Genomic DNA, 25,135 nt, shown 5'->3' with positions numbered 1-25,135 from the left:
ACATGAAGCCAAAGGATGCCCTCCATGGCCGGGGGCCGATGACCCTGTCCGCCCTGCTGCGTGCCATCGCACTTGTGCTCTCCGCCGCCCTCTGCCTTCATGCCACCGCCAGCGGTGCGCAAGCCGGGGCGCAGGTCGCGCAGCCTGCCCAGGCCATCCACCCGCAGCGCACCGATCTGCAGGCCGCCGACCCACAGCCCCCCGGTGCGCAGACACCGGATACAGCCGGGGCCTTGCCCACCCCCATGGCGCCCGCAGCCGACCTTTCTACTGCATCGGCTACGACTGGTCAGCGCGCTGCGCTTTTGCCGCCCGTCACGGCCGCGCGCGTGCTCACCCTCGACCTGACCCGCGACGCCAACGACATCTGGGACCGCATCCGGCGCGGCTTCGGCATGCCGGACCTGGACAGCCCGCGCGTCATGGAACAGCAGAGTTTTTACCTGAACCGTCCCCGCTTCCTGAAGCAGGTGTTCGAACGGGGCGGACGTTACCTCTACTACATCGTCGACGAACTCGAACGGCGCGGCATGCCGACCGAGATCGCCCTGCTGCCGATGATCGAGAGCAGCTATAACCCGATGGCCTACTCACGCGCGCATGCCTCTGGGCTCTGGCAGTTCATCCCATCCACCGGTCAGCATTACAACCTCGCGCAGAACCACTGGATCGACGAGCGTCGCGACGTCATCGCCTCCACCAATGCAGCCCTCGACTACCTGCAGCGCATCTACGACATGCATGGCGACTGGCACCTCGCACTTGCCTCGTACAACTGGGGAGAAGGCTCGGTGCAGCGCGCCCTCAAGCGCAATGCCGAAGAGGGACTGCCGCTCGAGTACAAGCACCTGCGCATGCCGGAAGAGACGCAGAAATACATCCCCAAGCTGCAGGCCATCAAGAACATCGTCGCGCAACCAGAACTGTTCCACTTCGAGTTGCCTTATGTCGCCAACGAGCTGCACTTCGTCAGCGTGGATGCGCCGATCGGCGTCGATCTGGCTACTGCAGCGCGGCTGTCCGACATGCCGCTGGACGAATTTCTGGCCCTGAACCCGGGCTTCAATCGCCCGGCCGTCACCCTGCCGGGACAGAGCTTTGTCGTGCCGGCCGACCGTGCCAGTCAATTGCAGGAAGGGCTGGCCGAACTCGACGAGGAGGACGGGAGTTGGCGCATTCATCGTCTGGCCAAGGGTGAAACCCTGCAGGCACTGGCGGCACGGCATGGCATCAGCCATGCCCAGCTGCTCAAGCTCAACGGCCTTGCCTCAGGAAGCCAGCCCGCTCCGGGCTACGCGCTGTTGGTACCGGACGGCGTCGATCCGGACGGGGCCCTGGAAGTGGTCAGCCTGTTGCCCCTGCGTGCAGCCCTCGTTCGCCCGCAGGGACTGAAGCTGAACGCCCCCTCCAAGAAGGGAGGCGCCACCGGGCTCAAGTCGCCCCGCTCGCAGCCACGCAACACGGCAAGGTCGGGCGCCAAGCGCAAGGCGGCGCGCTGACACCCGGCTGCGCGGAGCGCCGTTCAGACCCGGGTTTGCGGCTGGGTTTGCGGCCAATGACAGCGCACACGGTGTCCGTGCCCAAGTTCTGTCGTGCCGGGATAACTTGCGCGGCAAACGTCGCTCGCCAGCGGGCAACGCGGATGAAAATGACAACCCGCGGGCGGGTGCAAGGGAGACGGCAGCTCGATCATCTGCGCGGCACGGGCTGCATGCTCCTCCTCGGCAGAAGCATCACCCCTCTCCTCCTCTTCGCCCAGCCGTGGCACCGCTGCCAGAAGCGCCCGGGTATAGGGATGGGCACTCGCGCCAAGCACGCGTGCGAGTGGCCCCTCTTCCACGATCCGACCGAGGTACATCACCGCGACGTCGTCGGCCAGGTACTCGACCACCGCGAGATTGTGTGTGATGAACAGGTAGGCCAATTGCTGCTCGTGCTGAAGGGCACGCATCAGGTTGAGCAGTTGCGCCTGGACCGACACGTCGAGTGCACTCGTCGGCTCGTCACACACGATCACTCGCGGAGAAACCGCCAGCGCCCTCGCTACGGCGATGCGCTGACGCTGCCCGCCGGAGAACTCGTGCGGATAGCGCCAGCGCATGTCGCCCGAAAGCCCCACGCGCTCGAGCAGTTCCGCGACGCGCACCTGACATGTATTGGGGTCGGTCTCGACACCCAGCGCCTGCAGCCCCTCCGCGATGATCTCGCCCACCCGCATGCGTGGGTTCAGCGAAGCGAACGGATCCTGGAACACCATCTGTACCGCCCGCCTGAGCGCATGCAGCGCCTGCCGCGGCAAGGCCGAATAGGCCTCGCCATCCAGCAGCAGCTTGCCGGCGCTGGGCTCGATCAAGCGCAGGATCGCCTTGCCCACTGTGGTCTTGCCGCACCCCGACTCGCCCACCAGGGCCAGGGTGCGCCCCGGCATCAGCCTCAGGCTGACGCCGTCAACCGCTCGCACGTAGCCCACCGGGCGCTGGAGCAGTCCCTTGCGCACCGGAAAATGCACCGCCAGATCGCGCACCTCGAGCACCGCCTGGGAACCCCCCGAGCGCGCCTCCGGCACGCCCACTGCAACCTGCATCTCGAGCGCGCGCGGCACGCTCACCCCTTCGTACAGGTGGCAGCGCACCGCCTGCACACCCACGTGGTGCCACGCCGGCGACTCCTCGTCGCAACGGTCGAAAGCCATGGGACAGCGCTCGGCGAAACGGCAGCCCACGAAGCTGCGATCGAGCGGCGGCACGCTGCCCGCAGGCGCGTCGAGCGGGCTGCCGCGCTTCTCGGTGCCGGGCAGCGCGGCAAAAAGCTTGCGCGAATAGGGGTGAAGTGGCGCGGTGAAGAAATCGGCCCGCGGTCCGGTTTCCACGACCTGGCCAGCGTACATCACGCCGACCCTGTGCGCCATGCGCGCCACCACGCCCAGATCATGCGTGATCAGCAGCATGGCCATGCCTTCGCGCCGCTGGATGCCGGCAAGCAGATCGAGCACCTGTGCCTGGATGGTGACATCGAGCGCCGTGGTCGGCTCGTCGGCGATCAGCAGGTGCGGCCGGCCGGCCAGCGCCATCGCGATCATCACGCGCTGCTTCATGCCGCCGGAGAACTGGAAGGGATATTCCCGCAGCCGCCGCGCGGGGTCGGGAATACCCACCGCCTCAAGCAGCTTGCAGGCTTCCTCGCGCGCCGCCTCGCCGCGCAGGCCGTGCACCGCGAGCGCCTCGACGATCTGCGCGCCCACGCTCATCACCGGATTGAGGCTGGTGGCGGGCTCCTGGAAGATCATGCCGATGCGCCCGCCGCGCACCTTGCGCATCGCCGCCTCGGGCAGCGCGAGCAGGTTCTCTCCGCCCAGACGGACGCTGCCACCCGCAATGCGCCCGCCATCGGGGAGCAGGCGGGCCAGCGCCAGTGCCGTCATGGACTTGCCGCAGCCGGACTCGCCCAGCAGGGCGAGCGTTTCTCCGCTGCGGATCTCGAGGTCGACGCCGTCGACAGGACGAATCTCGCCGCCGGCGCGCGCAATCTCCACGCTCAGGCCGGCGACCTGAAGCAGTGGAGATTCAGCGATATCAGTGGTGGTGATGTCCGCCCGGACCATGAACGTGGCCGTGGGAGAGCTCCTCGGCGCTGGCCGCCCGCACTTCAGCGACGGTGATGTCGAATACCAGCGCCACACCGGCCAGCGGGTGGTTTCCATCGACCACGACCTTGCCGTCGGCGATGTCGGTGATGCGGTAGACCATGTCTTCCTCGCCGTCGTCCGAGACGCGCTCGAAGCTCATGCCCACCTCGATGTTGTCCGGGAAGAGCTTGGCGTCCTCGACCAGGACCAATTCCTCGTCGTAGTCGCCGAAGGCATCCTCGGGCTGCAGCTTGACCTGCAGTTGCTCACCGAGCTTCCGGCCATGCAGCGCTTCTTCAAGCACCGGGAAGATGCCGTCGTAGCCGCCATGCAGATACACCAGCGGGTGCTGCCCGTCGTCGATGACGCTGCCTTCCGGATCGCGCACGGTGTACTGCAGCGTGACCACGCTATTTTTTACGATTTCGTTTTGCATTTCGGGGTTCCAGTTCCTTGACCAGTTCGAAAACCGCGGCGGCGTGGCCACGGGGTGTCACATCGTAGAGCGCGTGGCGAATGCAGCCTTCCTTGTCGATGATGAAGGTCGATCGCCGCACACCCATCTTCTTCACGCCGTCGACTTCCCGTTCCTGCCAGACACCGTAGAGGCGGCACGCCTCGGTATCCGCATCGGAGAGCAGACGGATCGACAACCCTTCCTGGTCACGAAACTCGGCGTGCGTCAGACAATCGTCCGGACTCACGCCGACCACGATGCAGTCGAAAAGGGCGAACTCGTCCTCGTGGTCGCTGAAATCTGCGGCCTGGAGCGTGCAGCCCGGGGTCTTGTCGCGGGGGTAGAAGTAAAGAACGACATGATGCTTGCCGACCTCCGACGCGAGGTCGAAAATTTCCATGTCGGCATCGGGCAACGTAAAGGCGGGGGCGGTATCTCCGCTTTTGAGCATGTGTTCTCCGTGATGAGGGGCGGATTCTAGCCGAGAGCCCCGGCCAACACTACCGACGCTGGCCAGGACAGCTTCCGGAAACTGCGCCAGCCGGGCAGGCAGACGCGTCCCTTGTCGTATGGTTCGCTTCGGTGCGCACCTGCAGCCGCGCCCGAGACTGAAGCAATAGCCCATATCGGGCGCAGGCTCAAGATGCAGCGCATCATTGCCTCGAACAGCCAGGAGGACCGCACCATGCTGGCAGCCGCTCCGCGCCGCTCTTTCCGGAACCTGCCCGAGAGACCATGTGCGCGATGGTGCTGGACCGCCCGGGGGGGCTGGAATTGCGCCCACTGCGGTTTCTGGTTTCTGCCTTACCGCTTGCTCTCGGCGCACAACTGTTTAAAATTACAGCCATCCATTGGAGGCTGACATGAGTGCCCGTAGCGAAAACCTTACCGCGCGCCAGCAGGAAATCCTCGACTTCATCCGTGCCACCGTCGAATCCGAGGGCCGACCGCCCACGCGCGCCGAAGTGTGCACCGCCTTCGGCTTCCGCTCGCCCAACGCCGCCGAGACCCATCTGCGCGCACTCGCCGCCAAGGGCGCCATCCTGCTCGAGGAAGGCCGTGCCCGCGGCATCCGCCTCGCCGAGGCGCTCGGACTGCCGCTGGTTGGCCGGGTTGCCGCGGGCAGTCCAATCCTCGCCGCCGAGCATGTCGAAGCGCGCTTCCAACTCGACCCTGCCCTCTTCTCGCCCAAGGCCCACTACCTGCTGCGCGTGCGCGGCATGAGCATGCGTGATGCCGGTATCCTCGACGGCGACCTCATCGCCGTGCACCGCAGCACTGAGGCGCGCAACGGCCAGATCGTGGTCGCCCGCGTCGACGACGACGTCACGGTCAAAACCTTGCAGCGCAAGGGCCCGGTGGTCGAACTCCTGCCGGCAAACCCGGACTACACTCCCATCGTCGTCGACACCCGCCAGGCGCCCGTGGTGATCGAAGGCATCATGGTCGGGCTGATCCGCAAGGATCACTGACGTCGATTCCGATGGCGCGACCACCATGGCCATCCCGCTTCGCCACGCCGGGGACGCGCCGCAGCATGCTTCCCTGCCTGCGCCCCCCTCTGTGCGCCCTTCTGCATCCTCGCCCCTTTCCCTGTCCGCCGGCACGGATGCGCTCACCAATGCGCTCGCCAAGCTGCCAGCCGGCAGTGTCTGGCAAGCAAGTCAGCTTGCACAGGGGCAGACACGGGTGCTTCCGAGCGGCTTCGCCGAGCTCGATGCGGCGCTGCCGGGTGGCGGCTGGCCAGCCGGCGCACTGATCGAACTGCTGTGCGACCGCCCCGGCGTCGGGGAGCTCTCCCTGCTCCTGCCCCTGTTGCGCCGCGTGACACAGACCCAATGGGTGATCTGGATTGCTCCGCCCCTGCTGCCTTACGCCCCTGCACTGGCACACGCAGGCGTACCCCTGTCACGCCTGCTGCTGGTGCGCACCCGCAGCCGCCAGAATCTGCTCTGGGCCGCACGCCAAGCGGCCGCTTCGGGCAACTGCGCATGCGTGCTTGCATGGGCCCTGCAGGGAGATAACACCGCCCTCAGGCGCCTGCAGCTCGCAGCCGAGGAAAGCGCCACCCCCATTTTTCTTTTCCGTCCGCACAGCACGGCGCAGCATTCATCGCCCGCGCCACTGCGCCTGGCGCTTGCCGCACATGATCAGGGCCTGCAGATCCATGTGCTCAAGCGGCGCGGCCCGCCTCTCGCGGAGCCGTTGCTGTTGAACCTGCATGTCGCCGGCGGGTCGGAGCCGCCTGCCGCCGCTCCGATCACCGGGACCGCACCTGAAGCATGGGCGAACGAGTCACCTGGGAACGGGCCGCCCCGGGCTACCGCAGGGTCGCCGGGGGTGGCTGCCCCCACTTCGTCCCCCCTGGCCCTGGTCCGCTGAGCCTGCGCGCCATGCTGTGGCTCGCCATCGTACTGCCCGAGTTGCCCTTGCAGGTCTTCACCCGCGCCATGTCCTCGCCGCAGCCGCTCGCAGTCGCCTCCCCGCCGCCGCGTGCGCAGCTGATCGCCGCGAATGCCCCTGCGCGTGCGCTCGGCATCGTGCCGGGGCTGCGCCAGGCCAGTGCGCTGAGCCTGCTTCCCGGGCTTTCGCTACGCGCGCGCGCGCCGGCATGCGAGCGTGCCGCGCTGGAAGAGATCGCCCTCTGGGCTGCACGCTTCACCCCACGCATCAGCCTGGCACCACCGGATGCCGTGCTGCTCGAGGTGTCCACAACACTACGCCTGTTCGGTGGTACACACCGGATCGCACACGAACTGGAGCAGGGACTGCGCACGCTCGGGTTCGAGGCACGGCTCGCTTGTGCGCCAACGCCTCTCGCCGCCCACTGGTTCGCCCGCAGCGCCGCAGGCCGGCTGGATGCGGACGATGAGCAGGAGGACTGGCTGCGGCACCTGGACGAACTCCCCGCGAGCGTACTCGCGGACAGTGGCTGCGACGCCGCGACCTGCGAGCTTCTCGCCGGTCTCGGCATGCAGACCCTCGCCCAGGTGCAAGCACTGCCTGCCGCAGGCCTGGCCCGCCGCCAGGCGCAAGCGGTCAGCGAAGCGCTCGCACGCGCACGCGGCACACTCGCCGACCTGCGCCCCTGGTTCGCCCCCCCGCAGGGCTTCGACCATGCGCTGACGCTCCCCGCGCCGACACACCATGCCGAAGCGCTGAATTTCGCCGCCCGGAGGCTGTTCGCCAGCCTTGCCGCATGGCTGCAGGCGCGCCATGCCGCCCTCGATGCCTGCACCCTGAGCCTGGAGTACGAGCACGAACCGGCCACCGTGCTCGAACTTCTTTTCGGCCAGCCGTCGGCGGACGCCCAGCGTTTTGCGCTGATCGCACGCGAACGCCTGGCTTCGCTGCCCCTGCCCGCCGAGGTCTGCGCACTGCGTGTGCGGGCAGATCGCACCATGCAAGCCAGTACACCCAGCGGCGACCTGTTTGGCGACACCGGACAGGAGGCGGCAGACGCCTTTCTGCTCCTCGCCCGACTGCGCGCACGCTTGGGCGATTCCGGCGTAATCCGGCTGGGCACCCGGCCCGAGCACCGCCCGGAGGCAGCCCTGCAGGTGCACGCGCCGGATCGCACCCACTCTGCCCGGGAGCCAGTTCCCGCATACCGCGCCACGGCGCACCTGCCCCCCGCTGCACACGCGCGTGAGCGTCCGCTGTGGTTGCTGCCCGTACCGCGCCCGATCCTCGCGGAGCGGTTCACTCTGCTCGGCTGCGCAGAGCGCATCGAAACAGGCTGGTGGGACGGCCAGCCTGTGCGCAGGGACTATTACCGCGCGCGCGACCCCGGGCATGTGCTGTGCTGGATTTTCAGCGATCTGGATCGGGGCGGGCGTTGGTTCCTGCATGGATACTTCGCATGAGCCCCTAAAAGGCCTCAACCCCGGCATCCACGGCCAGAATCCGCTCCGCAAAAGCGCCCGCGCACGGAAAGCGCGCCCACGTACGCCGCGCCCAGGTAGTACACTGCGTCCAAAACTGCGTCCCCAAGCAGGCGCTTGCGCCTGCCTGAATCCCCCAACCACCCGAGCCCCTGCCTCTCCACAGCGCCCCGCTGCTCTGCCATGTCCCAACGCCCCTCAGCTTCCCTCGATACCCCCGCATCCAACCCGTCGTCCCCGGGCGGCGCTTTCTCCAGCACAGCGCTGCCGAGCGCGCATCCGCCCGGCGATGTGGCGCGCAGGCGTGCATTCTTCAGCCTGCTTGTCAGCCTCGTGGCGCTGCCCGCATCCTGGCTCCTGTTCTCCCAGCTCGAACGCCTGTGGCCCGAGATCGTGCAACTCGAAGGCATCCCTTTCCTCGCCGCAGCCACCCTGCTGGGCGCCACCATGGCGATCGGTCCCCTCGCGGTGGTGATCGGTCTGCTGCTCGCCGTGTGGTTCGGCGTGCGCAGCGTCTACAGCGCGCGCAGTCGTCCTTCCCCCGGGCTCGACCGGCTGATCATCGCAGCCGCACTGCTGGTCTGGTTCTCGCCAGCGCTGGCGGCGGTATACAAGGCGGCGCATGCGCTCGCCACCGGCAGCATCCATTTCGTCCGCCCGCCGCGGGACTACTTCCTTGCCACCGATCCGATTGCCTACTGGCAGGGTGTGGGCTTCTGGCTGATCATGGCGGGCCTGTTCGGGTTTCTCGCCTGGCGCTACTGGCGTGGCAAGCTGTTCGCCCGCCCGGCCGCCGAGCCCTGAGCCCCCCCACGCCCGGCATCCGCCAGGCTCAGCTGCCCAGCCAGCCCCGGCGTAGCGCGACGGCCGCCGCGCCAGCCCTGGGCGCCAGTGAGAGCACGTACTTGTCCGCAGGCGCTTCGCCCAGTTCGAGCGTGAACGCCATCAGCTCGTCCCGCCGGAACACGTGCAGCCTCGCCTGCTCCCCCGCGAGGCGGCGCGCCAGCAGGTCGTCCAGTGCCTTGGCACTGGCGATGCGAATCCCGTCCAGCGCAAGCAGCACGTCGCCCGCCGATACCCCCGCCGTCTGCGCCGCACCGTCGTCGTATACATTCGCCACTCTTGGCTCGCCCGCGCCCGCCGCCAGCTTCACGCCCAGCACCGGCGCCACGCCCGCAGGCGTCGCCTCGAGCACCACACCCATGGGTTTGAGCAGCTTGGCCAGGGGCAGATCCTCGCAGCCCTCCACCGCCTGCCGCAGCCAGCGCGCCAGCCGCGTGCCCAGTCCTTCGCCGCCGACCTCGCGCACCGCGGCAAAGATGCCGTCCTCGGGCACGCCCACGCCCGTGCAGCCATGGCGCTGCCACAGCAGGCGCATGACGTCGTCCAGACTGCAGCGACCCGCGCTTCCGGCACGTAGCTGCACGTCGAGCGCGAGCGCGATCAAGGCGCCCTTGGCGTAGTAGCTGACGATCGCGTTGGGCGCGTTCTCGTCCTGGCGGTAATACTTCGTCCACGCATCGAAGGAGGACTCGGCAACGCTCTGCTTGAGCCGGCCGCTGCCACGCATCACCGCGGAGAGGTTCTTGCCCAGCAGGGCCAGGTAGTCGTCCACCCCGATCACGCCGCTACGCACCAGCGCCAGGTCGTCATAGTAGGAAGTGAAGCCTTCGAAGGCCCACAGCAGACGGGTATGATTCTCGCGCGTCAGATCGTAGGGGGTGAACGCTGCCGGCTTGATGCGCTTCACGTTCCAGGTGTGGAAATACTCGTGGCTGCACAGACCCAGGAAGCTCTTGTAGCCATCGGACAGGCCTACCATGCCTTTCCACGGCAGATCGGCCCGGCTGCACAGCAGCGCGGTGGAGGCGCGGTGTTCGAGCCCGCCATAGCCCTCGCCCACCACCATGACCAGGAACGCATAGTACGTCACCGGCGCGGGCGCGCCGAACAGCTCGATCTGCCAGGCACAGATGCGCGCCAGATCGCTGCACAGGCGCTCGACATCGCAATCCTGCCGCCCGGTGAGCGCAATCTCGTGTGTCACCCCGCCGGCTTCGAAGCGCGCCCGCGCGAAACGGCCCATCTCCACAGGGTGATCGATCAATGCATCGTAGTCCGGGGCAACAAAACGCCCGAAATCGCAGCGCCCGGTGGGTCCGCCCTCTGCAGGCGGCAGCGTGGTGATGAGGGCCCAGTCCGCGTACTGCCCGCCCTCGGGGCGATCGATCGTGACGGCGCAGGGCGCATCGGTGCGTCCTTCCACCGCGAGGAAGACGCTCGTGCCGTTGAAGAAGCCGTGCGTCGTATCCAGGTGGGCGGTACGCACCGAAAGATCCCAGGCGTAGATCTCGCACCGCACCACCAGCTTCTTCACCCCGCGCAAGGGTGACGTGCGCCAGCTGTGTTTGTCGACCTTTTCCAGCACGCAGGGCTTGTCATCGGCCAGCGCCTCGATGCGGACGATGTTGCGCGCAAACTCTCGGATCATGTAGCTGCCCGGAATCCACGCCGGCAGGCTGAAGCCCTGCCCGCCCGGATCGGGATCCAACACCGTGCAGCTCACCTCGAACAGGTGCGCGCCGGGCCTGGACGGACGGATACGGTACTCGACGGGAGGTTTCATGAGGACGCTCTTGGGACCGTACGGGTTACCGGCGGATTGCACCGGCAGGTTCATTCAAGGGTGCGCAGGGCTTCGAGCGCCTCTTCCACACGCCCGACCGGGATCACCGCCATGCCTTCGATCGGTTGCTTCGGCGCGTTTGCACGCGGCACGATCGCGGTGTCGAAACCGAGCTTGGCGGCTTCCTTGAGACGCTCCTGTCCGCGCGGCGCAGGGCGGATCTCGCCGGCAAGGCCCACCTCGCCAAACACTGCAAGGCCGCGCTTGAGCGGGCGATCGCGCAGGGAAGAGACGATCGCGAACAGGATCGCGAGGTCGGCGGCCGGCTCGGTGATCTTGACGCCCCCCACCGCATTGACGAACACGTCCTGATCGAAGCACACCACACCTGCATGGCGGTGCATGACCGCGAGCAGCATGGCCAGCCGGTTCTGCTCCAGGCCCACCGACAGGCGCCGCGGGTTGGGACTTTGCGAGGAATCGACCAGGGCCTGCACCTCCACCAGCAGCGGGCGGGTTCCTTCCTGGGTGATCAGCACACAACTGCCGGCGACCTGCTGCGCGTGCTGCGACAGGAAGATGGCCGAGGGGTTGGAGACGCCGCGCAGGCCACGCTCGGTCATGGCGAAGACACCGAGTTCGTTGACCGCGCCGAAGCGGTTCTTGAAGGCGCGGATCAGGCGGAAGCTGGAGTGCGTGTCGCCCTCGAAGTACAGCACGGTGTCCACGATGTGCTCAAGTACCCGCGGACCGGCGAGCGTACCGTCCTTCGTGACGTGGCCGACGAGGATCAGGCTGGTGCCGCTCTGCTTTGCGAAGCGGGTGAGCTGGGCGGCGCATTCGCGCACCTGGGCGACCGAGCCCGGTGCCGACTGCAGGGCTTCGGAGTAGACGGTCTGGATGGAGTCGATCACCGCCACCCGTGGGCGTGCTTCGCGCAGGGTGTGGAGGATGCGTTCGAGATTGATCTCGGCAAGCATCTGCAGCGGCGTCGCCGCAAGCTGCAGGCGCTGAGCGCGCAACGCGACCTGCTCACCGGACTCCTCACCGCTGACATACACCACGCCTGAACCCTGCTTTGCAGGGGATGCACCGGCGCCCGGCGCCACAGCCATGCCCGCCAGGTTGGCGAGGGCCTGCAGCAGCAGGGTCGATTTACCAATGCCTGGGTCGCCCCCGATCAGCACCACGCCACCGGAAACCAGGCCGCCGCCGAGCACGCGGTCGAACTCGTCCAGGCCGGTAGCCAGGCGCGGCTCTTCGCGCGGCTCGAGCGTCGAGAGCACCTGCAGCCGACTGGTTTCACCGGCCAGGGCGGCAAAGCGGCTGCCCGCAGCCGGCGCCGCCGGTTCGAGCACGGTTTCGACCATGGTGTTCCAGGCCTGGCACCGCGGACACTGCCCCTGCCAGCGTACGGTCTGCGCACCGCACTCGGTGCACACGAAAGCCGTCTTGCTGCGTGCCAAAGACTCAGCCCTCGCCGCGCTCGCGGGCCATACGCGCGAACTCCTCGCACACGAATTCGGCAAAGGCGTTGATCAGCCTCGAGCGGAACTTGTCACGCGGCAGGATGACTTCGAGCGGGGTGTACAGGCGCGGCTTGAGCGGGATGGCCACCAGTCGCCCTTCTTCCACATCGCGCAGGATCGCGCGCCGCGAGGCGATCGCGAAGCCCAGCCCAGCCGCCGCGAGCTGCTTCACGGTCGCCAGGCTGCCAAGCTCGGCGCACAGCGTGATCTCGCTGCCCGCGATCCCGGCCGCTTCGAAGAACTCATCCGCGATCTGACGAATGCCATTACCCGGATCCCGGTCGATGAAGGGATGCCCGACCAGATCCTTGGCCGTCAGTTCAGCGAACTTCGCCAGCGCATGGTCAGGCCTGCAGATCACCAGCAGCTCATCGCGCGCGGCACTGCGGCGCTCGATGGTGTTCTGCTCGGTGGCGATCTCGATGAGACCGATGTCGAGATCACGCGCCGCGACCCGGTCCTCCGTCAGTTTCGAGGTACCCACCACCACCCGCGGCAAGACCCCCGGGTAACGCCGCTTGAATCCCTCGAGCAGTTCCGGCAGCCAGTACGCGGCAATGGTCGTGCTGGTGCCGATCTTGAGCTGGCCGGCCAGTTCGTCTGTCAGCTCCGACACCCGGGAATCGAGCTCCGCCGACAAGCCGAGGATGCGCTCTGCGTAGGCAAGCACCAACTCCCCTGCAGGCGTCAAGTTGATCTTTCCATGGCCGCGATCCAGCAGGCGGGTATCGAAGTGCTCCTCGAGCTGCTTGATCTGGAAAGTGACGGCGGGCTGCGTCATGTGGAGATGCTCGGCTGCGCGCGTGAACGAGCCGTGCTTTGCCACCGCGTGGAATACCTGAAGTCTGCGATCTGCCATGGTGTGTATAAGAATGACTTATTTCGCGAATTAAAGCACAAAGCGGTCCTTTCGGGGGACTCTCAGCACCCCGTAAGGCCGCGTCCACGATACGGATCCGCCCTGCCTCCGACACGCATGGCATACACGCCGCGTAGCGCCTGCGAGAGCGTGCTCCGCCGCCTTGCGCGCAGTCATCACCCTGTACCGGCGTTCGTGATATAACCCGCGCTCCAGTCCCGTGATCCGATCACCGATGCCGCTCGGTTTCTACATCATCATGGCGGCGCAGTTCTTCTCCGCGCTGGCCGACAACGCCCTGCTGATCATCGCGATCGCCATGCTGCGGGACATGGCTGCCCCCTCTGAATTCGAGCCGCTGCTCAAGCTGTTCTTCACGCTCTCCTACGTGCTCCTCGCAGCCTTCGTCGGCGCATTCGCCGACTCGATGCCGAAATGGCGGGTGATGCTGATCAGCAACACGATCAAGATCGGCGGTTGCCTGCTGCTCTTTCTCGGCACGCATCCGCTTTTTGCCTACGCGATCATCGGCCTGGGCGCGGCATCCTACTCCCCGGCGAAATACGGCATCCTCACCGAATACCTGCCGCACCGGCTGCTGGTCGTGGCCAACGGCTGGATCGAGGGACTGACCGTGGCAGCCATCATCGCCGGCACGGTGCTCGGCGGCGTCATGATCCGTGAGGACGTGGCCGGCCTGCTCGGCGGGCTGGGCCTGCCTTTCGCCCACACGCCATTCGCGGCCGCAGTGCTGTTCGTGGGCACGCTATACCTGCTCGCGGCGGCATTCAATTTCTACATACCGGACACCGGCGTCGATCACAAGCCGCTCAAGCGCAATCCCCTTTACCTGATCCACGACTTCAACCATTGCCTGCGCCTGCTCTGGCGCGACAAGCTGGGCCAGATCTCGCTTGCGGTGACGACGCTGTTCTGGGGCGCAGGCGCGACCCTGCAATTCATCGTGATCAAGTGGGCCGAACACAACCTCGGCCTGAACCTCTCCCAAGCATCGATGCTGCAAGGCGTGGTCGCGCTAGGCGTGGCCACCGGCTCGGTGCTTGCAGCACGCTACGTCTCGCTGCGTCGCTCGGTGCAGGTGATCCCGCTCGGCATCGCTATGGGCGTGGTGGTGATGAGCATGATCGGCGTCACCGAGGCCTGGATCGCGATGGCGCTGATGGTCGTGGTTGGCGGACTGGCGGGATTCTTCGTCGTGCCCATGAATGCACTGCTGCAGCACCGCGGCCACATCCTGATGGGTGCGGGCCACTCGATCGCGGTGCAGAACTTCAACGAGAACCTGTCGATCCTGGTCATGACCGGCACCTACGCGCTGCTGGTCATGTCGGGCCTTTCGATCAACACCGTGATCGTCATGTTCGGGGCCTTCGTCGCTGGAACGATGCTGCTGGTGATGCGCAGGCACGACGCCAATCAGCGCGAATTCGACAACGTCGCCCTGCTCGAGGACCGCACGCACTGAGCACCCCACTCCGCTCACGCGCCGGCTGAACTTCTTCCGGCCACCGCCCCCGGGCAGCACCGATTTCCGGCAGCCGGATCGTGCCCCGCACTCAAGGCAGCGAGGCTCTGAGAACGTTCAGACCCGATCGCCCAGCTCGGCCATGAGGCGGCGCGCGAAGCACAGATCTTCCCAGGCCTTCGCCTTGTCCTGCGGATTGCGTAGCAGATAGGCGGGGTGATAGGTGACGACGACTGCGACACCGTTGTGCTCGAAACGCTTGCCACGCGCCGAAGTAATCGCAAGCTCGCGCTGCAAGAGCGCCTGTGCAGCCGGCCTCCCGAGCGCGACCAGCAGGCGCGGCTGCACGAGCGCAATCTGTCTTTCCAGATACGGCAGGCATGAAGCGATCTCGCTGCGCTCGGGCGTGCGATTGTGCGGCGGGCGGCACTTCACCGCGTTCGCGATGTAGACGTCCTCGCCGCGCGCCAGCCCGATCGTCGCAAGCATGCTGTCCAGCAAGCGGCCCGCCTGACCCACGAATGGTTCTCCGCGCTGGTCCTCTTCGGCGCCGGGCCCTTCTCCGACCAGCATCCAGCGCGCGCTTCGATCGCCCACCCCCGGCACTGCCTGCCTGCGCCGCTCGCACAACGGGCAGGCACGGCAGGCACGGATGTCCTCTTCAAGCGCTTCCCACCCCAGTGTTGCGATCCGGTTCGCGCGCCCATCATCCCGGGCCTGCAGCGACGGGCTCGGCGAACGCGCGAAACCTTCGGACTTCTGCACAAGCGGCCTGCCGGGCACGACCTGCGAAGCGGTGGGCGGACAGATTGCAGCCACTTCCGACACCTCTGCCGATACCTCTTCCGGCCCCGCTGCCGCCAGCGGCGCATCGGCGCCGGCCGCCGCCCACGCGCGCAGGCGCCAGAGCGGCCCCAGCCTCATCTCGCGCAGCGCTGCCTCCGGCCAACTCGAGGTCCGAACAGCCATCAGAGCGCGCGTCTCATCACGATTGCATCTTCCCGACCGTCCTGCGCCGGGTAATAACCCCTGCGCCGACCAATCTCCACGAACCCGGAACGCGTATACAGCGCAAGTGCCGCCGTGTTGGAGGGACGCACCTCGAGGTAGAAGCTTGCCGCCCCATCGTCCCGCGCATGCACGCTCAAGCGCTCCACAAACTGCGTGCCGAGCCCCTGCCCCTGGAAGCCAGGGGCGATGCCGATCGTCAGCAAGTGCGCCTCATCGAGCACGCGCAAAACGATCGCGTATCCGGCCAGGGCTTCATCGACCAGCAGCCCCCAGGCTTCGTGTCCGGCAGCGAGCGAGTCCTCGAAGTTGCCGCGCGTCCACGGGTGTGCCTGCAAGGCTTGCTCCTGCTCCACCACCCAGTCCAGGTGACCGGCGTCGAGGGCGATGAAGCGCAGCACCGGCGTCACGCCCGCCCTCCGCGCGCGAGCCGCTCCGCCGTCGTGAAGGCGACCTTGTCGCGTACATAGAGGGGTGTAGCGTGTTCCGCCGCGAGGAGTTCCCCACGCGCCGCGGCCACCGCCGCGAGGCGGGCAACCTCCTCGGCCCGCGGCATGTGTTCGGGTGCGCAGCCGAGCAGACGTCCCATGAAGCGCTCCTGCAGCACCTCCGGCCATACCTTGAACGCGGAACCCACGGCGAACCAGTTCCCAGCCGGCAACTCGACTTCGACCGGCGCTACGCAACGTAGAGCGCCAATCTGTACCGGCACGCCTTCGGTGTCGGCCTCGAACGCGCCGCAGTAGATCTCACCCATGCGCGCGTCCGTCGCCACGAAGGCGCGCGCCGCACCAGTCTGCAGGGCAAGCGCCTGCAAGCTGCCGACTGCGGCCACCCCGACATCCGCAGCGAGCGCAATGCCCTGCGCGATCCCACACGCCAGCCGCACGCCAGTAAACGCTCCTGGCCCCGCGCCGAAGGCCACGGCGTCGAGATCGCCCACGCCCAGGCCCGCCTCGGCGAGCAGTGCGCGCACATCGCGCAGGATGGCTTCGGAGTGGTTGGCTGCACCCTCGACACGGCGCGCCAGGAGTTCCCCGTCGTGCAGGACGGCGACGCTTCCGCGCTCGGTGGCAGTTTCGATGGAAAGGACTTTCATGAGGCCGGTATTCTACCGACACGTGGCAGGACGAGCGCGGAGAATCTCCTGCGCCGGCGTCCTGTGCCGCAGCCCGGCCGACCGTTTCACTACGACGGCAGCCCGGCGAGCAGCAGCGCGCGCTCAGCGCCCCTTGGCACCGCGCGCTGGGGCGTCCGGGTAGGCGTCCCGCGCAGCATCGCGAACATGCTTGCGCAGATGATCGCGCTCTTCGCGACTCATGCGGCGCCGCTGCGGCGAACTCTGCCACTCGGCCGCCTCGCCGTCGGACGCCTGCCCATCCAGCACCTGGCGCCAGTCCGGCCGCTTCTCCACGCGCTCCAGCGGCAACGGATCAACAGCCGTCTGCGCGAAACGGGCAGGCACGTCCGGCTGGGCGTCAACGCCCATGCTCACGCCAAGGAGCAGGACAAACCCGGCGATGCTGCAAAGACGCGACCGGCCGGAAAAGGGCAGCGGGCTGGATCGCAGGGAGGGCAAGGCGGCAAGACGCATGATCTGTGTCCGTGCGGACGGCGCCGAAGCGGCTGTCCGTCCCCACCGGGGTGGTTTTCTGTCCAGCCCCGAACATACGGGAATACGGCGGCTGCAGGAAGCCCGCGGGCACCTCCCAGAGGAACTTTTGTAAGGTGATATTGCCGCCATGTGCATGGCTTACGAAGCCTTACCGCCTGCACGAAGCACAACCCGCGCGATGTGCTGGCATGGCCCTGCGAGTCAGGCTAGGATTTCACGCATGAACCTGAAAAACCGCTACCGCATCCTGGTCGTCGACGACGACGCGCGCCTGCGCGAGCTGCTTTCGCGCTATCTCCAGGAACAGGGATTCGCCGTGAAGGCCGTCGGAGACGCGCCGATGATGGATCGTGCGCTGCACCGCGAGCACTACGACCTGATCGTGCTCGACCTGATGCTGCCCGGCGAGGACGGGCTGGCCATCTGCCGGCGCTTGCGCGCGGCGGAAAACCAGATCCCGATCATCATGCTGACCGCCAAGGGCGATGATGTGGACCGCATCGTTGGCCTCGAGATGGGCGCGGATGACTACATCGCCAAGCCATTCAACCCGCGAGAACTCGTCGCCCGCATCCAGGCCGTCATGCGCAGGCAACCACAGACGCTGCCGGGCGCCCCTGCTGCCGAAGACGAGGTGGTCTCCTTCGGCCGCGTGGCAGTGAATCTGGGCACTCGCATCCTGGTGCGTGACGGTGAGGCAATCCAGCTCACGACGGGCGAATTCTCCTTGCTGAAGGTCCTGCTCACCCACCCGCGCCAGCCCCTGTCGCGCGACAAGCTGATGGAACTGGCCCGCGGCCGGGAATACGGCGTCTTCGATCGCGCCATCGACGTACAGGTTTCGCGCCTGCGCAAGCTGGTCGAGGACGACCCGGCCAAACCGCGCTACATCCAGACCGTCTGGGGTTTCGGTTACGTTTTCGTGCCCGACGACCCGAAAGCGGGCACGAAGGAGCAGGACGCCGACACCGGCCAGGCCGAAGATTCGGCCGCAGGCTGAGCCGGCAGCAATGGTCCGGCACAAGGCTGCCGCCGCGCAGGGCACGGCGGGCGAGCGCCGCCCCGGTCCGCGGCCACGGACCCTGCTCGGCCAGACCTTCCTGCTGATTGCGCTGCTGCTGATCCTCACCCTCGGTATCTGGTCGCAGATCTTCCGCTATTTCCAGGAACCCGCGCGCGCGCGCGATGTGGCGCAGATGGTCGTATCGGTGGTGAACCTCACCCGCACCGCGCTGATCAACGCCGACCTCGAACGGCGCATGGACCTGCTGATCGAGCTCGCCGCGCTGGAAGGAATCCGCATCTACCCCGCCGAGGCCAGCGACGAGTTGATGCCGCTTCCCGATACGCGCCCGATGCGGCTGCTGACTGCGGACGTGCGCCGCCAACTGGGCGAGCACACCCGATTTGCAACCCGATGGAAGTCGCTTGACGGCTTCTGGGTGAGCTTCCGGCTCGATCCGGACGACGCTCATGACGAATACTGGGTCATGCTGCCTCCGGAGCGCATCGACAGCCCAGACAACCTCGACTGGCTTGGATGGGGCAGCGGCGCCTTGCTTGCTGCACTGGTCGGCGCGTACCTGATCGTGGCCCACATCAGCGCACCGTTGCGACAGCTCGCAGGTGCGGCGCGCCTTGTAGGACAAGGGGAACGCCCCCCTCCGCTCCTGGACAATGGCGCCGAAGAGATCGCGGTCGTGGCCCGCGCCTTCAACCAGATGGCAGGGAACCTCGCGCGCATGGACGAAGACCGGGCCCTGATCCTCGCCGGCGTGTCGCACGATCTGCGCACCCCCCTCGCCCGCCTGCGTCTGGGCATCGAAATGTCCGGCGCGCCGGAGAGCGAGGTGAGCGCGATGGTGACCGACATCGAGGAAATGGACCGGATCATCGGGCAGTTCCTCGACTTCGGCCGTGGCGACCCTCAGGAGAGCCCGCACCCGACCGACCTCGCCCAGCTCGCACGCGAAGTCAGCGAGCCCTATCGCCTGCGTGGCGTCAACATCCGTCTCGATGCGCCGGAGCCGGTCTTCGCCCCGGCGCGGGCCCTCTCGATCCGCCGCGCCCTAGCCAATCTGATCGACAATGCGTTGCGCTACGCGGAAGGGAACACCGGCCTGGATCTGAAGGTCGACCGTGCCGACGGCTTTGCATGCATCGAGCTCGCCGACCGTGGACCTGGCATTCCGGAGCATGAGGTCGAACGTCTGCGACAACCCTTCACCCGGCTCGAACAGGCGCGCTCGAACACCAAGGGCGCCGGTTTGGGGCTGGCCATCGTGGACCGGGTGATGCGTGCCCACCGCGGGCGGCTCGACCTGCTGGCGCGCCCGGGAGGCGGCCTGCGCGCCGTCCTGTGCCTGCCGCTGCCGGAGAGCGTCGGCGAACACGATAGAATGCACCCTGTCACGAACGGCGATCGTCAGAAATCATGAAATTCCTCTTCGACCTGCTACCGGTCATCCTCTTCTTCGCCGCCTACAAAATCGGTGGCGCAAACCCCGAAGCCACCCATGCCATCGCGAGCGGCTGGCTTGGCGACGGCATCGCCCCCACCCAGGCACCGATCCTCATTGCAACCTTCGTGGCCATCCTCGCCACCTTCCTGCAGATTGCGATCGTTTGGCTCAAGCACCGCAAGGTCGACACCATGCTCTGGGTCAGCCTCGCGATCATCGTCGTCTTCGGCGGTGCGACGCTGTTCTTCCACAACCCGACCTTCATCAAGTGGAAGCCGACCGCCCTGTACTGGATGTTCGGCACGGTGCTGCTCGGCTCGGCCACGCTGCTGCAGCGCAACCTCATCCGCAAGATGCTCGAAGCGCAGATCAAGCTGCCCGACGAAATCTGGGGACGCCTGAATCTCGCCTGGGCTGGTTTCTTCATCGCGATGGGCCTGCTGAACCTGTATGTCGCCTACAGTTTCAGTGAGGAAACCTGGGTCAATTTCAAGATGTTCGGCGGCATGGGGCTGATGCTTGCCTTCGTGCTCGGCCAAGGCTTTTATCTGTCCCGCTACATGGAAGAGGAAACCAACTGATGTACTACGCTCTGATCGGAGAGGATGCGCCCGGGGCGCTGGAGACACGCCTGGCGGTTCGCCCCGGGCACCTCGCCAGGCTCGAAGCGCTGCGCGACGCGGGCCGCCTGCTGCTGGCCGGCCCGATGCCGGCGATCGACAGCCCCGACCCAGGCCCGGCCGGATTTGCCGGCAGCCTGGTCGTGGCGGAGTTCGACTCGCTCGCCAGCGCCGAAGCCTGGCTCGCCGAAGACCCCTATGTACGCGAGGGCGTATTCGCACGTACGCGCGTGCACCCCTTCCGCAAGGTCCTCCCATGAGCGCGGAGACCGCTGCGCGCATCCACGCGATCCTGGCCGAGCGGTTGTCGCCGCAGCAACTCGAGATCCTGGATGACAGCGCCCTCCACGCCGGGCACGCTGGCGCGCGCGACGGAGGTGGGCATTACCGGGTTTTCATCGTGTCGGAAGCATTCGAAGGCTGTAGCAGAGTGCTCCGACAGCGTATGATCTACGACGCGCTTGGCGACATGATGAAGAGGGATGTCCATGCCCTCGCCATTCGCGCGCTTTCGGCCACCGAGGCCAACTCACAAGCAAACTGAAGGAATCTCCATGAAACATTTTCCGAGCCGTCTCGCCATCACCCTGCTCGCCGGCTTCCTCGCCCTTCCCGCCGTCGCTGCCGACTCTGTCGCCAAGGTGAACGGGGCCACGATCCCCGCTGCCCGCGCTGAGGCCATGCTCGCCGAACAGCGTGCCCAGGGTGCTCCCGAGGGAGAGCAGCTCCGCAATGCGGTGCGCGAGGAACTCATCCGCCGCGAGGTACTGAGCCAGGAAGCGGGCAAAAAGGGTCTGGACAAGAAGGCAGACGTGAATGCGCAGATGGAGTTGGCACGCCAGGCCATCCTGATCCGCGCATACCTGCAGGAATACGTGCGCACCAACCCGGTCAGCGAAGCCGACCTGAAGAAGGAATACGAGGCGATCAAGGGCCGCATGGGCGACAAGGAATATAAGCCGCGCCACGTCCTGGTCGAAACCGAGAACGAAGCCAAGGCCATCATCGCCCGCCTGCAGAACGGCACGCCGTTTGAGGAAGTCGCCAAGGATTCGCGCGACCCCGGTTCGCGTGAGCGCGGCGGCGACCTGGGCTGGAGCAACCCCGGCATGTACGTGCAGCCGTTCTCCGAAGCCATGGTCAAGCTGGAGAAGGGCAAGTACACCAGCACTCCGGTCAAGAGCGACTTCGGCTACCACGTGATTCAGCTCGACGATGTCCGCGACGTACAGGCGCCTCCCTTCGAGGAAGTGAAGGCCCAACTCGAGCAGCGCCTGCAACAGCAGAAAGTCGAGCGCCACGTTCTCGAACTGCGCGAGAAGGCGAAGGTCGAGTAAGTACGCTGGCAGCCCCTTTCGGGGCTGGCAGATGACGCTGGGGGGCGGCGAAACCTGCCCCTAAGGTCAGGAAAGGAAACGCCCGCCCGGTACATGCCGGACGGGCGTTTCCTTTTGCCCCTTCTGCAGGTAGCGATCCGACCGAAGGCCCCGGTAGGACCGGGGCCCTGCGGATCAGAACTGTTCTTCGCTCAACTCGAGCGCGCCTGCAGCACCATTCACCACCGTGTAGGCCAGGCCCGAAGCCTGCGACAGCACATGATCCGCATAGAAGCGTGCGGTGACGATCTTGGCCGTGTAGAAGCCCGCATCGCCCTCACCCGCTTCGAGCTTGCGCTTGGCGACCAGCGCAGCGCGGGCCATCTGCCAGCCGCCGGTGACGATACCGAGCAGCTTCAGGAACGGCACCGAGCCGACCGAAGCGGCCTTGATGTCCTTGGCGTAGGTTGCAAGGATGTAGGCCACCGCCTCTTCTACCGCGGAGATGCCCGTCTTGAGCGAGCGCGCGATGGCGGCGAAGGACGCATCCTGAACGCCCTCGAGTTCGGCTTCCACGGCGCGCATCATCTGCACCACGGCTCCGACGGTGGCGCCGTTCTCGCGAGCGATCTTTCGTCCGATCAGGTCATTGGCCTGGATCGCGGTCGTGCCTTCGTAGATGGTGGTGATGCGGGAGTCGCGGAAAAACTGGGCCGCTCCGGTTTCCTCGATGAAGCCCATCCCGCCATGAACCTGCACGCCGTCCGAAGTGACGTCGATCGAATTTTCGGTGCACCAGCCCTTCACCACCGGAATCATCAGATCAACGAAAGCCTGGCTCTGGACACGCACCGCTTCGTCCGGGTGGCTGTGTGCCTTATCGGTTGCGGCGCCGACCACGTACGCGAGCGCACGCATGGCCTCGGTCCGGCTCTTCATGTTCATGAGCAGGCGGCGGACGTCAGCGTGGTGGAGGATGCTGACCTTGGGGCCACCGCGCACGCCGGCCTCGGTTCCCTGGATGCGCTCCTTTGCGTACTGCAGCGCATGCTGGTAGGCGCGCTCGGAGAGTGCAAGACCTTCCATGCCGACCGCGAAGCGGGCTTCGTTCATCATGATGAACATGTACTCGAGGCCGCGGTTCGGCTCACCCACCAGGGTGCCGATCGCGCCACCGTTGTCACCGAACGCGAGCACCGCGGTCGGGCTGGCGTGAATGCCGAGCTTGTGCTCGATCGACACGCAGTGCACGTCGTTACGGGCGCCCGGGAGCCCATCGGCGTTCACCATGAACTTGGGCACCACGAACAGCGAGATGCCCTTGACGCCCTCGGGGGCGTCCGGCAACCGCGCCAGCACGAGGTGAATGATGTTGTCGGTGAGGTCGTGCTCGCCGTAGGTGATGAAGATCTTCTGCCCGAAGATCTTGTAGGTGCCATCCCCCTGCGGCTCGGCGCGGGTGCGTACCGCAGCGAGATCCGAGCCTGCGTTGGGCTCGGTCAGGTTCATCGTGCCGGTCCACTCACCCGAGATCATCTTCGGCAGGTACATGTTCTTCTGCTCGACATTGCCGCGCAGCATCAGTGCTTCGATCGCACCGTTGGTAAGCATCGGGCACAGCGAGAAGGCCATGTTGGCCGACTTCCACATCTCCATGACCGCCGTGGCGAGCAACTTCGGCAGGCCCTGACCGCCGTACTCGGGCTCGCAGGCAAGCGCAGTCCAGCCGGATTCGGCAAACTGCTTGTAGGCGTCCTTCCAGCCCGGTGCAGTGGCCACTTCGCCGTCGTTCCACTTCGCGCCTTCCTGGTCACCCGTCCAGTTCAGGGGCGCCAGCACGCCGCTGGCGAACTTGTCGGCCTCTTCGAGGATCGCATCGACCAGATCTGCCGAGACTTCCTCGTTACCCGGCAGCTTCACCACTTCGTCCAGTCCGGCAAGCTCTTGCATGACGAACTGCATGTCGCGGATGGGGGCGTTATATTGACTCATGATTTTTTGGCGCTCCGAAATTGTTTAGAAAGCCTTACTTGTTGAGCAGATAGCGTCGATCGTCGAACGCAGCGACCCACTCCGGCCGATACACCACCATCAGCGTGATCACCGCGCCGCTGATCCAGCCCTCGGAAAACCCGAGCAGCAGGAAGAAGGGCAGGTACTCTTCGAGCAGGAATCCCGCCGGGTACGCGCCTGCAAGGGCGAGCGAGGCCGCAGCGATCCCACCCTGCAGCATCACCGTCAACGCAGCGCCGGCGAAGCCGACCACGAACACGAAGATGAAGAAATGCGCGGGCAACACCCGTTCGGCCAGGTACCGGATCCCATTCGCGATGAGCACGGGCAGCAGCGCCATCAGAACGAAATTCACGGGCCAGTCCGCAAGCCCGATGCCACCGTTGGCGAGCACCCCCAGCAGCGCCAGGCTCATGCTCACGACGGCAAGCCACGCGCCCAGGACCAGGGTTGCCGCCATGGCGCCGAGCAGATGCAGGTTCAGCCCCGGCTGAACCCCTGCCTTCATACTCCACACCAATGTCAGCGCCACCGCGAAGCCCAGCACCAGATGCAGCTTCGTGGCTTCGCCCAGCCTGCTCCATGGCGCACGACGCGCGGTCAGGTACAGACCGAGCATCGCGATAATCAGCAGCCCCCCCTGCCACGCCGCCGGATAGAGGGAGGCCGGGAGGTCCATGCTGATTGCCCTGCGGACCCGCTCAGAGCGCGCCGGTCAGTTCCGGCACCACCTGGAACAGGTCGCCCACCAGGCCATAATCGGCCACCTGGAAGATCGGCGCGTCCGGATCCTTGTTGATCGCGACGATCACCTTGGAGTCCTTCATGCCGGCCAGGTGCTGGATCGCGCCCGAGATGCCCACCGCGATGTAGAGCTGGGGCGCCACGATCTTGCCGGTCTGCCCGACCTGGTAGTCGTTCGGGCAGTAGCCCGCATCGACCGCCGCGCGGCTCGCGCCCAGTGCCGCGCCGAGCTTGTCCGCCAGCGGCTCGAGCAGCTGGTGGTAGTTCTCACCGCTGCCCAGGCCGCGACCACCCGATACGATGACCTTGGCCGCACCCAGCTCCGGGCGCGCGCTCTTGACGATCTCGCGCCCCACGAGCGCAGTCACGCCCAGGTCCGCCGCAGCGGCGACGGCCTCGACCGGCGCGGCATTGCCGTCGCCCGCCGCGTCGAAGGCGGTGGTGCGCACGGTGATGACCTTGACCGCATCGGCGCTCTTGACCGTGGCCAGCGCGTTGCCGGCGTAGATCGGGCGCACGAAGGTATCGGCAGATTCCACCGCGACGATGTCGCTGATCTGCGCCACATCGAGCAGCGCAGCCACGCGCGGCAGCATGTTCTTGCCCGCCGGCGTGGCCGGGGCGAGGACATGGCTGTAGCCAGCGGCGAGGCCCTTCACCAGCTCGGCCACGTTCTCGGCCGTCTGCGCTTCGTACTGCGGCGCATCGCACACCAGCACCTTGGCCACACCGGCGATCTTGGCCGCGGCTTCGGCCGCCGCGCCGCAGCCCGCACCGGCCACCAGCACGTGAAGGTCGCCCCCCAGCCGGGAGGCAGCGGTCACGGTGTTGAGGGTGGCCGCCTTGATCGATTGGTTGTCGTGTTCGGCAATGACGAGAATGGTCATGATT

General features: G+C 66.7%; 25 protein-coding genes. 12 read left to right on the top strand and 13 right to left on the bottom strand.

Translation table 11 applies throughout. From position 1 onward, the window contains the following. Window positions 1-2: 2 nt before the first annotated feature. A complete protein-coding gene (locus ACNKW1_RS00750; protein WP_418362703.1) occupies window positions 3-1,499 on the top strand; it encodes a transglycosylase SLT domain-containing protein in 1,497 nt (498 codons plus the stop codon). A gap of 23 nt (window positions 1,500-1,522) precedes the next feature. Here ACNKW1_RS00750 and ACNKW1_RS00745 read toward each other — a convergent pair whose 3' ends face one another. Genes ACNKW1_RS00745 through ACNKW1_RS00735 form a run of 3 tightly spaced genes read right to left on the bottom strand, consistent with a single transcriptional unit; the run spans window position 1,523 to window position 4,533 of the window. Beyond that, a complete protein-coding gene (locus ACNKW1_RS00745) occupies window positions 1,523-3,601 on the bottom strand; it encodes a dipeptide ABC transporter ATP-binding protein (protein ID WP_418362702.1) in 2,079 nt (692 codons plus the stop codon). Next, a complete protein-coding gene (locus ACNKW1_RS00740; RefSeq protein ID WP_418362701.1) occupies window positions 3,573-4,061 on the bottom strand; it encodes an FKBP-type peptidyl-prolyl cis-trans isomerase in 489 nt (162 codons plus the stop codon). The genes ACNKW1_RS00745 and ACNKW1_RS00740 overlap by 29 nt, the downstream gene beginning before the upstream one ends. After that, complete coding sequence (locus ACNKW1_RS00735) at window positions 4,036-4,533, bottom strand: peroxiredoxin (protein WP_418362700.1); 498 nt, start codon at window positions 4,531-4,533, stop codon at window positions 4,036-4,038. Before ACNKW1_RS00735 ends, ACNKW1_RS00740 begins: the two co-directional genes overlap by 26 nt. A 412-nt stretch (window positions 4,534-4,945) precedes the next feature. Between ACNKW1_RS00735 and lexA the strand changes: the two genes are divergently transcribed. From lexA to ACNKW1_RS00715, 4 genes are all read left to right on the top strand, one after another. After that, window positions 4,946-5,554, top strand: a complete 609-nt coding sequence (gene lexA / locus ACNKW1_RS00730; RefSeq protein WP_418362699.1) for a transcriptional repressor LexA — start codon at window positions 4,946-4,948, stop codon at window positions 5,552-5,554. Window positions 5,555-5,579: 25 nt separating this feature from the next. Beyond that, window positions 5,580-6,464: a translesion DNA synthesis-associated protein ImuA gene (gene imuA / locus ACNKW1_RS00725; RefSeq protein WP_418362698.1), complete on the top strand. Its 885-nt coding sequence runs from the start codon at window positions 5,580-5,582 to the stop codon at window positions 6,462-6,464. An 11-nt stretch (window positions 6,465-6,475) separates the two neighbouring features. Beyond that, window positions 6,476-7,948, top strand: coding sequence for a Y-family DNA polymerase (locus ACNKW1_RS00720; RefSeq protein WP_418362697.1), 1,473 nt, complete (start codon window positions 6,476-6,478; stop codon window positions 7,946-7,948). A 201-nt stretch (window positions 7,949-8,149) separates the two neighbouring features. Then, a complete protein-coding gene (locus ACNKW1_RS00715) occupies window positions 8,150-8,770 on the top strand; it encodes a hypothetical protein (RefSeq protein ID WP_418362696.1) in 621 nt (206 codons plus the stop codon). Window positions 8,771-8,798: 28 nt separating this feature from the next. Here ACNKW1_RS00715 and ACNKW1_RS00710 read toward each other — a convergent pair whose 3' ends face one another. Genes ACNKW1_RS00710 through ACNKW1_RS00700 form a run of 3 tightly spaced genes read right to left on the bottom strand, consistent with a single transcriptional unit; the run spans window position 8,799 to window position 12,980 of the window. After that, a complete protein-coding gene (locus tag ACNKW1_RS00710; protein WP_418362695.1) occupies window positions 8,799-10,592 on the bottom strand; it encodes a M61 family metallopeptidase in 1,794 nt (597 codons plus the stop codon). 50 nt (window positions 10,593-10,642) lie between these two features. Beyond that, on the bottom strand, window positions 10,643-12,058 hold the full coding sequence (radA, locus tag ACNKW1_RS00705; RefSeq protein WP_418362694.1) for a DNA repair protein RadA: 1,416 nt from the start codon (window positions 12,056-12,058) through the stop codon (window positions 10,643-10,645). A gap of 4 nt (window positions 12,059-12,062) precedes the next feature. Next, window positions 12,063-12,980: a LysR family transcriptional regulator gene (locus ACNKW1_RS00700; protein ID WP_418362693.1), complete on the bottom strand. Its 918-nt coding sequence runs from the start codon at window positions 12,978-12,980 to the stop codon at window positions 12,063-12,065. A 235-nt stretch (window positions 12,981-13,215) separates the two neighbouring features. Here ACNKW1_RS00700 and lplT point away from each other — a divergent pair, with 235 nt between their 5' ends. Next, window positions 13,216-14,466 carry a lysophospholipid transporter LplT gene (gene lplT / locus ACNKW1_RS00695; protein WP_418362692.1) on the top strand — a complete coding sequence of 417 codons (1,251 nt, stop codon included), beginning with the start codon at window positions 13,216-13,218 and terminating at the stop codon, window positions 14,464-14,466. 117 nt (window positions 14,467-14,583) lie between these two features. On the opposite strand, the gene ACNKW1_RS00690 is transcribed toward lplT, so the two are convergent. From ACNKW1_RS00690 to ACNKW1_RS00675, 4 genes are all read right to left on the bottom strand, one after another. After that, entirely contained in the window at window positions 14,584-15,435 is an 852-nt protein-coding gene (locus ACNKW1_RS00690; protein ID WP_418362691.1) for a uracil-DNA glycosylase, read from the bottom strand. Further along, entirely contained in the window at window positions 15,435-15,884 is a 450-nt protein-coding gene (rimI, locus tag ACNKW1_RS00685) for a ribosomal protein S18-alanine N-acetyltransferase (RefSeq protein WP_418362690.1), read from the bottom strand. Before rimI ends, ACNKW1_RS00690 begins: the two co-directional genes overlap by 1 nt. Then, window positions 15,881-16,573, bottom strand: coding sequence for a tRNA (adenosine(37)-N6)-threonylcarbamoyltransferase complex dimerization subunit type 1 TsaB (tsaB, locus tag ACNKW1_RS00680; RefSeq protein ID WP_418362689.1), 693 nt, complete (start codon window positions 16,571-16,573; stop codon window positions 15,881-15,883). Before tsaB ends, rimI begins: the two co-directional genes overlap by 4 nt. Window positions 16,574-16,696: 123 nt before the next feature. Then, on the bottom strand, window positions 16,697-17,068 hold the full coding sequence (locus tag ACNKW1_RS00675; protein ID WP_418362688.1) for a hypothetical protein: 372 nt from the start codon (window positions 17,066-17,068) through the stop codon (window positions 16,697-16,699). 241 nt (window positions 17,069-17,309) lie between these two features. Between ACNKW1_RS00675 and ompR the strand changes: the two genes are divergently transcribed. From ompR to ACNKW1_RS00645, 6 genes are read left to right on the top strand one after another with little or no spacing between them, the layout of a single operon-like run. Continuing rightward, window positions 17,310-18,089 (top strand): two-component system response regulator OmpR, encoded by a 780-nt coding sequence (gene ompR / locus ACNKW1_RS00670; protein ID WP_418362687.1) that lies wholly within the window; start codon window positions 17,310-17,312, stop codon window positions 18,087-18,089. Window positions 18,090-18,099: 10 nt separating this feature from the next. Then, entirely contained in the window at window positions 18,100-19,527 is a 1,428-nt protein-coding gene (locus ACNKW1_RS00665) for an ATP-binding protein (RefSeq protein WP_418362686.1), read from the top strand. Further along, window positions 19,524-20,132, top strand: a complete 609-nt coding sequence (locus ACNKW1_RS00660; protein WP_418362685.1) for a septation protein A — start codon at window positions 19,524-19,526, stop codon at window positions 20,130-20,132. Before ACNKW1_RS00665 ends, ACNKW1_RS00660 begins: the two co-directional genes overlap by 4 nt. Further along, the gene (locus ACNKW1_RS00655) at window positions 20,132-20,431 is read left to right on the top strand and encodes a YciI family protein (RefSeq protein WP_418362684.1); all 300 of its coding nucleotides are present in this window, start codon (window positions 20,132-20,134) and stop codon (window positions 20,429-20,431) included. Before ACNKW1_RS00660 ends, ACNKW1_RS00655 begins: the two co-directional genes overlap by 1 nt. Beyond that, complete coding sequence (locus tag ACNKW1_RS00650) at window positions 20,428-20,715, top strand: BolA family protein (RefSeq protein WP_418362683.1); 288 nt, start codon at window positions 20,428-20,430, stop codon at window positions 20,713-20,715. The genes ACNKW1_RS00655 and ACNKW1_RS00650 overlap by 4 nt, the downstream gene beginning before the upstream one ends. 10 nt (window positions 20,716-20,725) lie before the next feature. Next, complete coding sequence (locus tag ACNKW1_RS00645; RefSeq protein ID WP_418362682.1) at window positions 20,726-21,508, top strand: peptidylprolyl isomerase; 783 nt, start codon at window positions 20,726-20,728, stop codon at window positions 21,506-21,508. A gap of 174 nt (window positions 21,509-21,682) precedes the next feature. Here the strand turns inward: ACNKW1_RS00645 and ACNKW1_RS00640 are convergent, their stop codons facing one another. The 3 genes from ACNKW1_RS00640 to ACNKW1_RS00630 are packed head-to-tail and all read right to left on the bottom strand — an operon-like array spanning window position 21,683 to window position 25,131. Further along, on the bottom strand, window positions 21,683-23,479 hold the full coding sequence (locus ACNKW1_RS00640) for an acyl-CoA dehydrogenase (RefSeq protein ID WP_418362681.1): 1,797 nt from the start codon (window positions 23,477-23,479) through the stop codon (window positions 21,683-21,685). 34 nt (window positions 23,480-23,513) lie between these two features. Further along, on the bottom strand, window positions 23,514-24,179 hold the full coding sequence (locus ACNKW1_RS00635; protein ID WP_418362680.1) for an energy-coupling factor ABC transporter permease: 666 nt from the start codon (window positions 24,177-24,179) through the stop codon (window positions 23,514-23,516). Between the two features lie 22 nt (window positions 24,180-24,201). Then, a complete protein-coding gene (locus ACNKW1_RS00630) occupies window positions 24,202-25,131 on the bottom strand; it encodes an electron transfer flavoprotein subunit alpha/FixB family protein (RefSeq protein WP_418362679.1) in 930 nt (309 codons plus the stop codon). Window positions 25,132-25,135 lie beyond the last annotated feature (4 nt).

It is taken from the genome of Thauera sp. WH-2, assembly GCF_048321015.1.
Taxonomy (GTDB): domain Bacteria; phylum Pseudomonadota; class Gammaproteobacteria; order Burkholderiales; family Rhodocyclaceae; genus Thauera.
This window is presented reverse-complemented; position numbering and strand designations above follow the sequence as displayed.

Bases quoted from the DNA above. Each gene is read 5' to 3' on its own strand.
- ACNKW1_RS00640 (WP_418362681.1), bottom strand. From the start codon at position 23,479: ATGAGTCAATATAACGCCCCCATCCGCGACATGCAGTTCGTCATGCAA.
- ACNKW1_RS00630 (WP_418362679.1), bottom strand. From the start codon at position 25,131: ATGACCATTCTCGTCATTGCCGAACACGACAACCAATCGATCAAGGCG.
- ACNKW1_RS00710 (WP_418362695.1), bottom strand. From the start codon at position 10,592: ATGAAACCTCCCGTCGAGTACCGTATCCGTCCGTCCAGGCCCGGCGCG.
- tsaB (WP_418362689.1), bottom strand. From the start codon at position 16,573: ATGAAAGTCCTTTCCATCGAAACTGCCACCGAGCGCGGAAGCGTCGCC.
- ACNKW1_RS00665 (WP_418362686.1), top strand. From the start codon at position 18,100: ATGGTCCGGCACAAGGCTGCCGCCGCGCAGGGCACGGCGGGCGAGCGC.
- ACNKW1_RS00690 (WP_418362691.1), bottom strand. From the start codon at position 15,435: ATGGCTGTTCGGACCTCGAGTTGGCCGGAGGCAGCGCTGCGCGAGATG.
- ACNKW1_RS00715 (WP_418362696.1), top strand. From the start codon at position 8,150: ATGTCCCAACGCCCCTCAGCTTCCCTCGATACCCCCGCATCCAACCCG.
- ACNKW1_RS00745 (WP_418362702.1), bottom strand. From the start codon at position 3,601: ATGGTCCGGGCGGACATCACCACCACTGATATCGCTGAATCTCCACTG.
- ACNKW1_RS00720 (WP_418362697.1), top strand. From the start codon at position 6,476: ATGCTGTGGCTCGCCATCGTACTGCCCGAGTTGCCCTTGCAGGTCTTC.
- ACNKW1_RS00700 (WP_418362693.1), bottom strand. From the start codon at position 12,980: ATGGCAGATCGCAGACTTCAGGTATTCCACGCGGTGGCAAAGCACGGC.
- ACNKW1_RS00735 (WP_418362700.1), bottom strand. From the start codon at position 4,533: ATGCTCAAAAGCGGAGATACCGCCCCCGCCTTTACGTTGCCCGATGCC.
- imuA (WP_418362698.1), top strand. From the start codon at position 5,580: ATGGCCATCCCGCTTCGCCACGCCGGGGACGCGCCGCAGCATGCTTCC.
- ACNKW1_RS00750 (WP_418362703.1), top strand. From the start codon at position 3: ATGAAGCCAAAGGATGCCCTCCATGGCCGGGGGCCGATGACCCTGTCC.
- ACNKW1_RS00650 (WP_418362683.1), top strand. From the start codon at position 20,428: ATGAGCGCGGAGACCGCTGCGCGCATCCACGCGATCCTGGCCGAGCGG.
- ACNKW1_RS00635 (WP_418362680.1), bottom strand. From the start codon at position 24,179: ATGGACCTCCCGGCCTCCCTCTATCCGGCGGCGTGGCAGGGGGGGCTG.
- ACNKW1_RS00675 (WP_418362688.1), bottom strand. From the start codon at position 17,068: ATGCGTCTTGCCGCCTTGCCCTCCCTGCGATCCAGCCCGCTGCCCTTT.
- ACNKW1_RS00655 (WP_418362684.1), top strand. From the start codon at position 20,132: ATGTACTACGCTCTGATCGGAGAGGATGCGCCCGGGGCGCTGGAGACA.
- ACNKW1_RS00660 (WP_418362685.1), top strand. From the start codon at position 19,524: ATGAAATTCCTCTTCGACCTGCTACCGGTCATCCTCTTCTTCGCCGCC.
- lplT (WP_418362692.1), top strand. From the start codon at position 13,216: ATGCCGCTCGGTTTCTACATCATCATGGCGGCGCAGTTCTTCTCCGCG.
- ompR (WP_418362687.1), top strand. From the start codon at position 17,310: ATGAACCTGAAAAACCGCTACCGCATCCTGGTCGTCGACGACGACGCG.
- lexA (WP_418362699.1), top strand. From the start codon at position 4,946: ATGAGTGCCCGTAGCGAAAACCTTACCGCGCGCCAGCAGGAAATCCTC.
- ACNKW1_RS00645 (WP_418362682.1), top strand. From the start codon at position 20,726: ATGAAACATTTTCCGAGCCGTCTCGCCATCACCCTGCTCGCCGGCTTC.
- ACNKW1_RS00740 (WP_418362701.1), bottom strand. From the start codon at position 4,061: ATGCAAAACGAAATCGTAAAAAATAGCGTGGTCACGCTGCAGTACACC.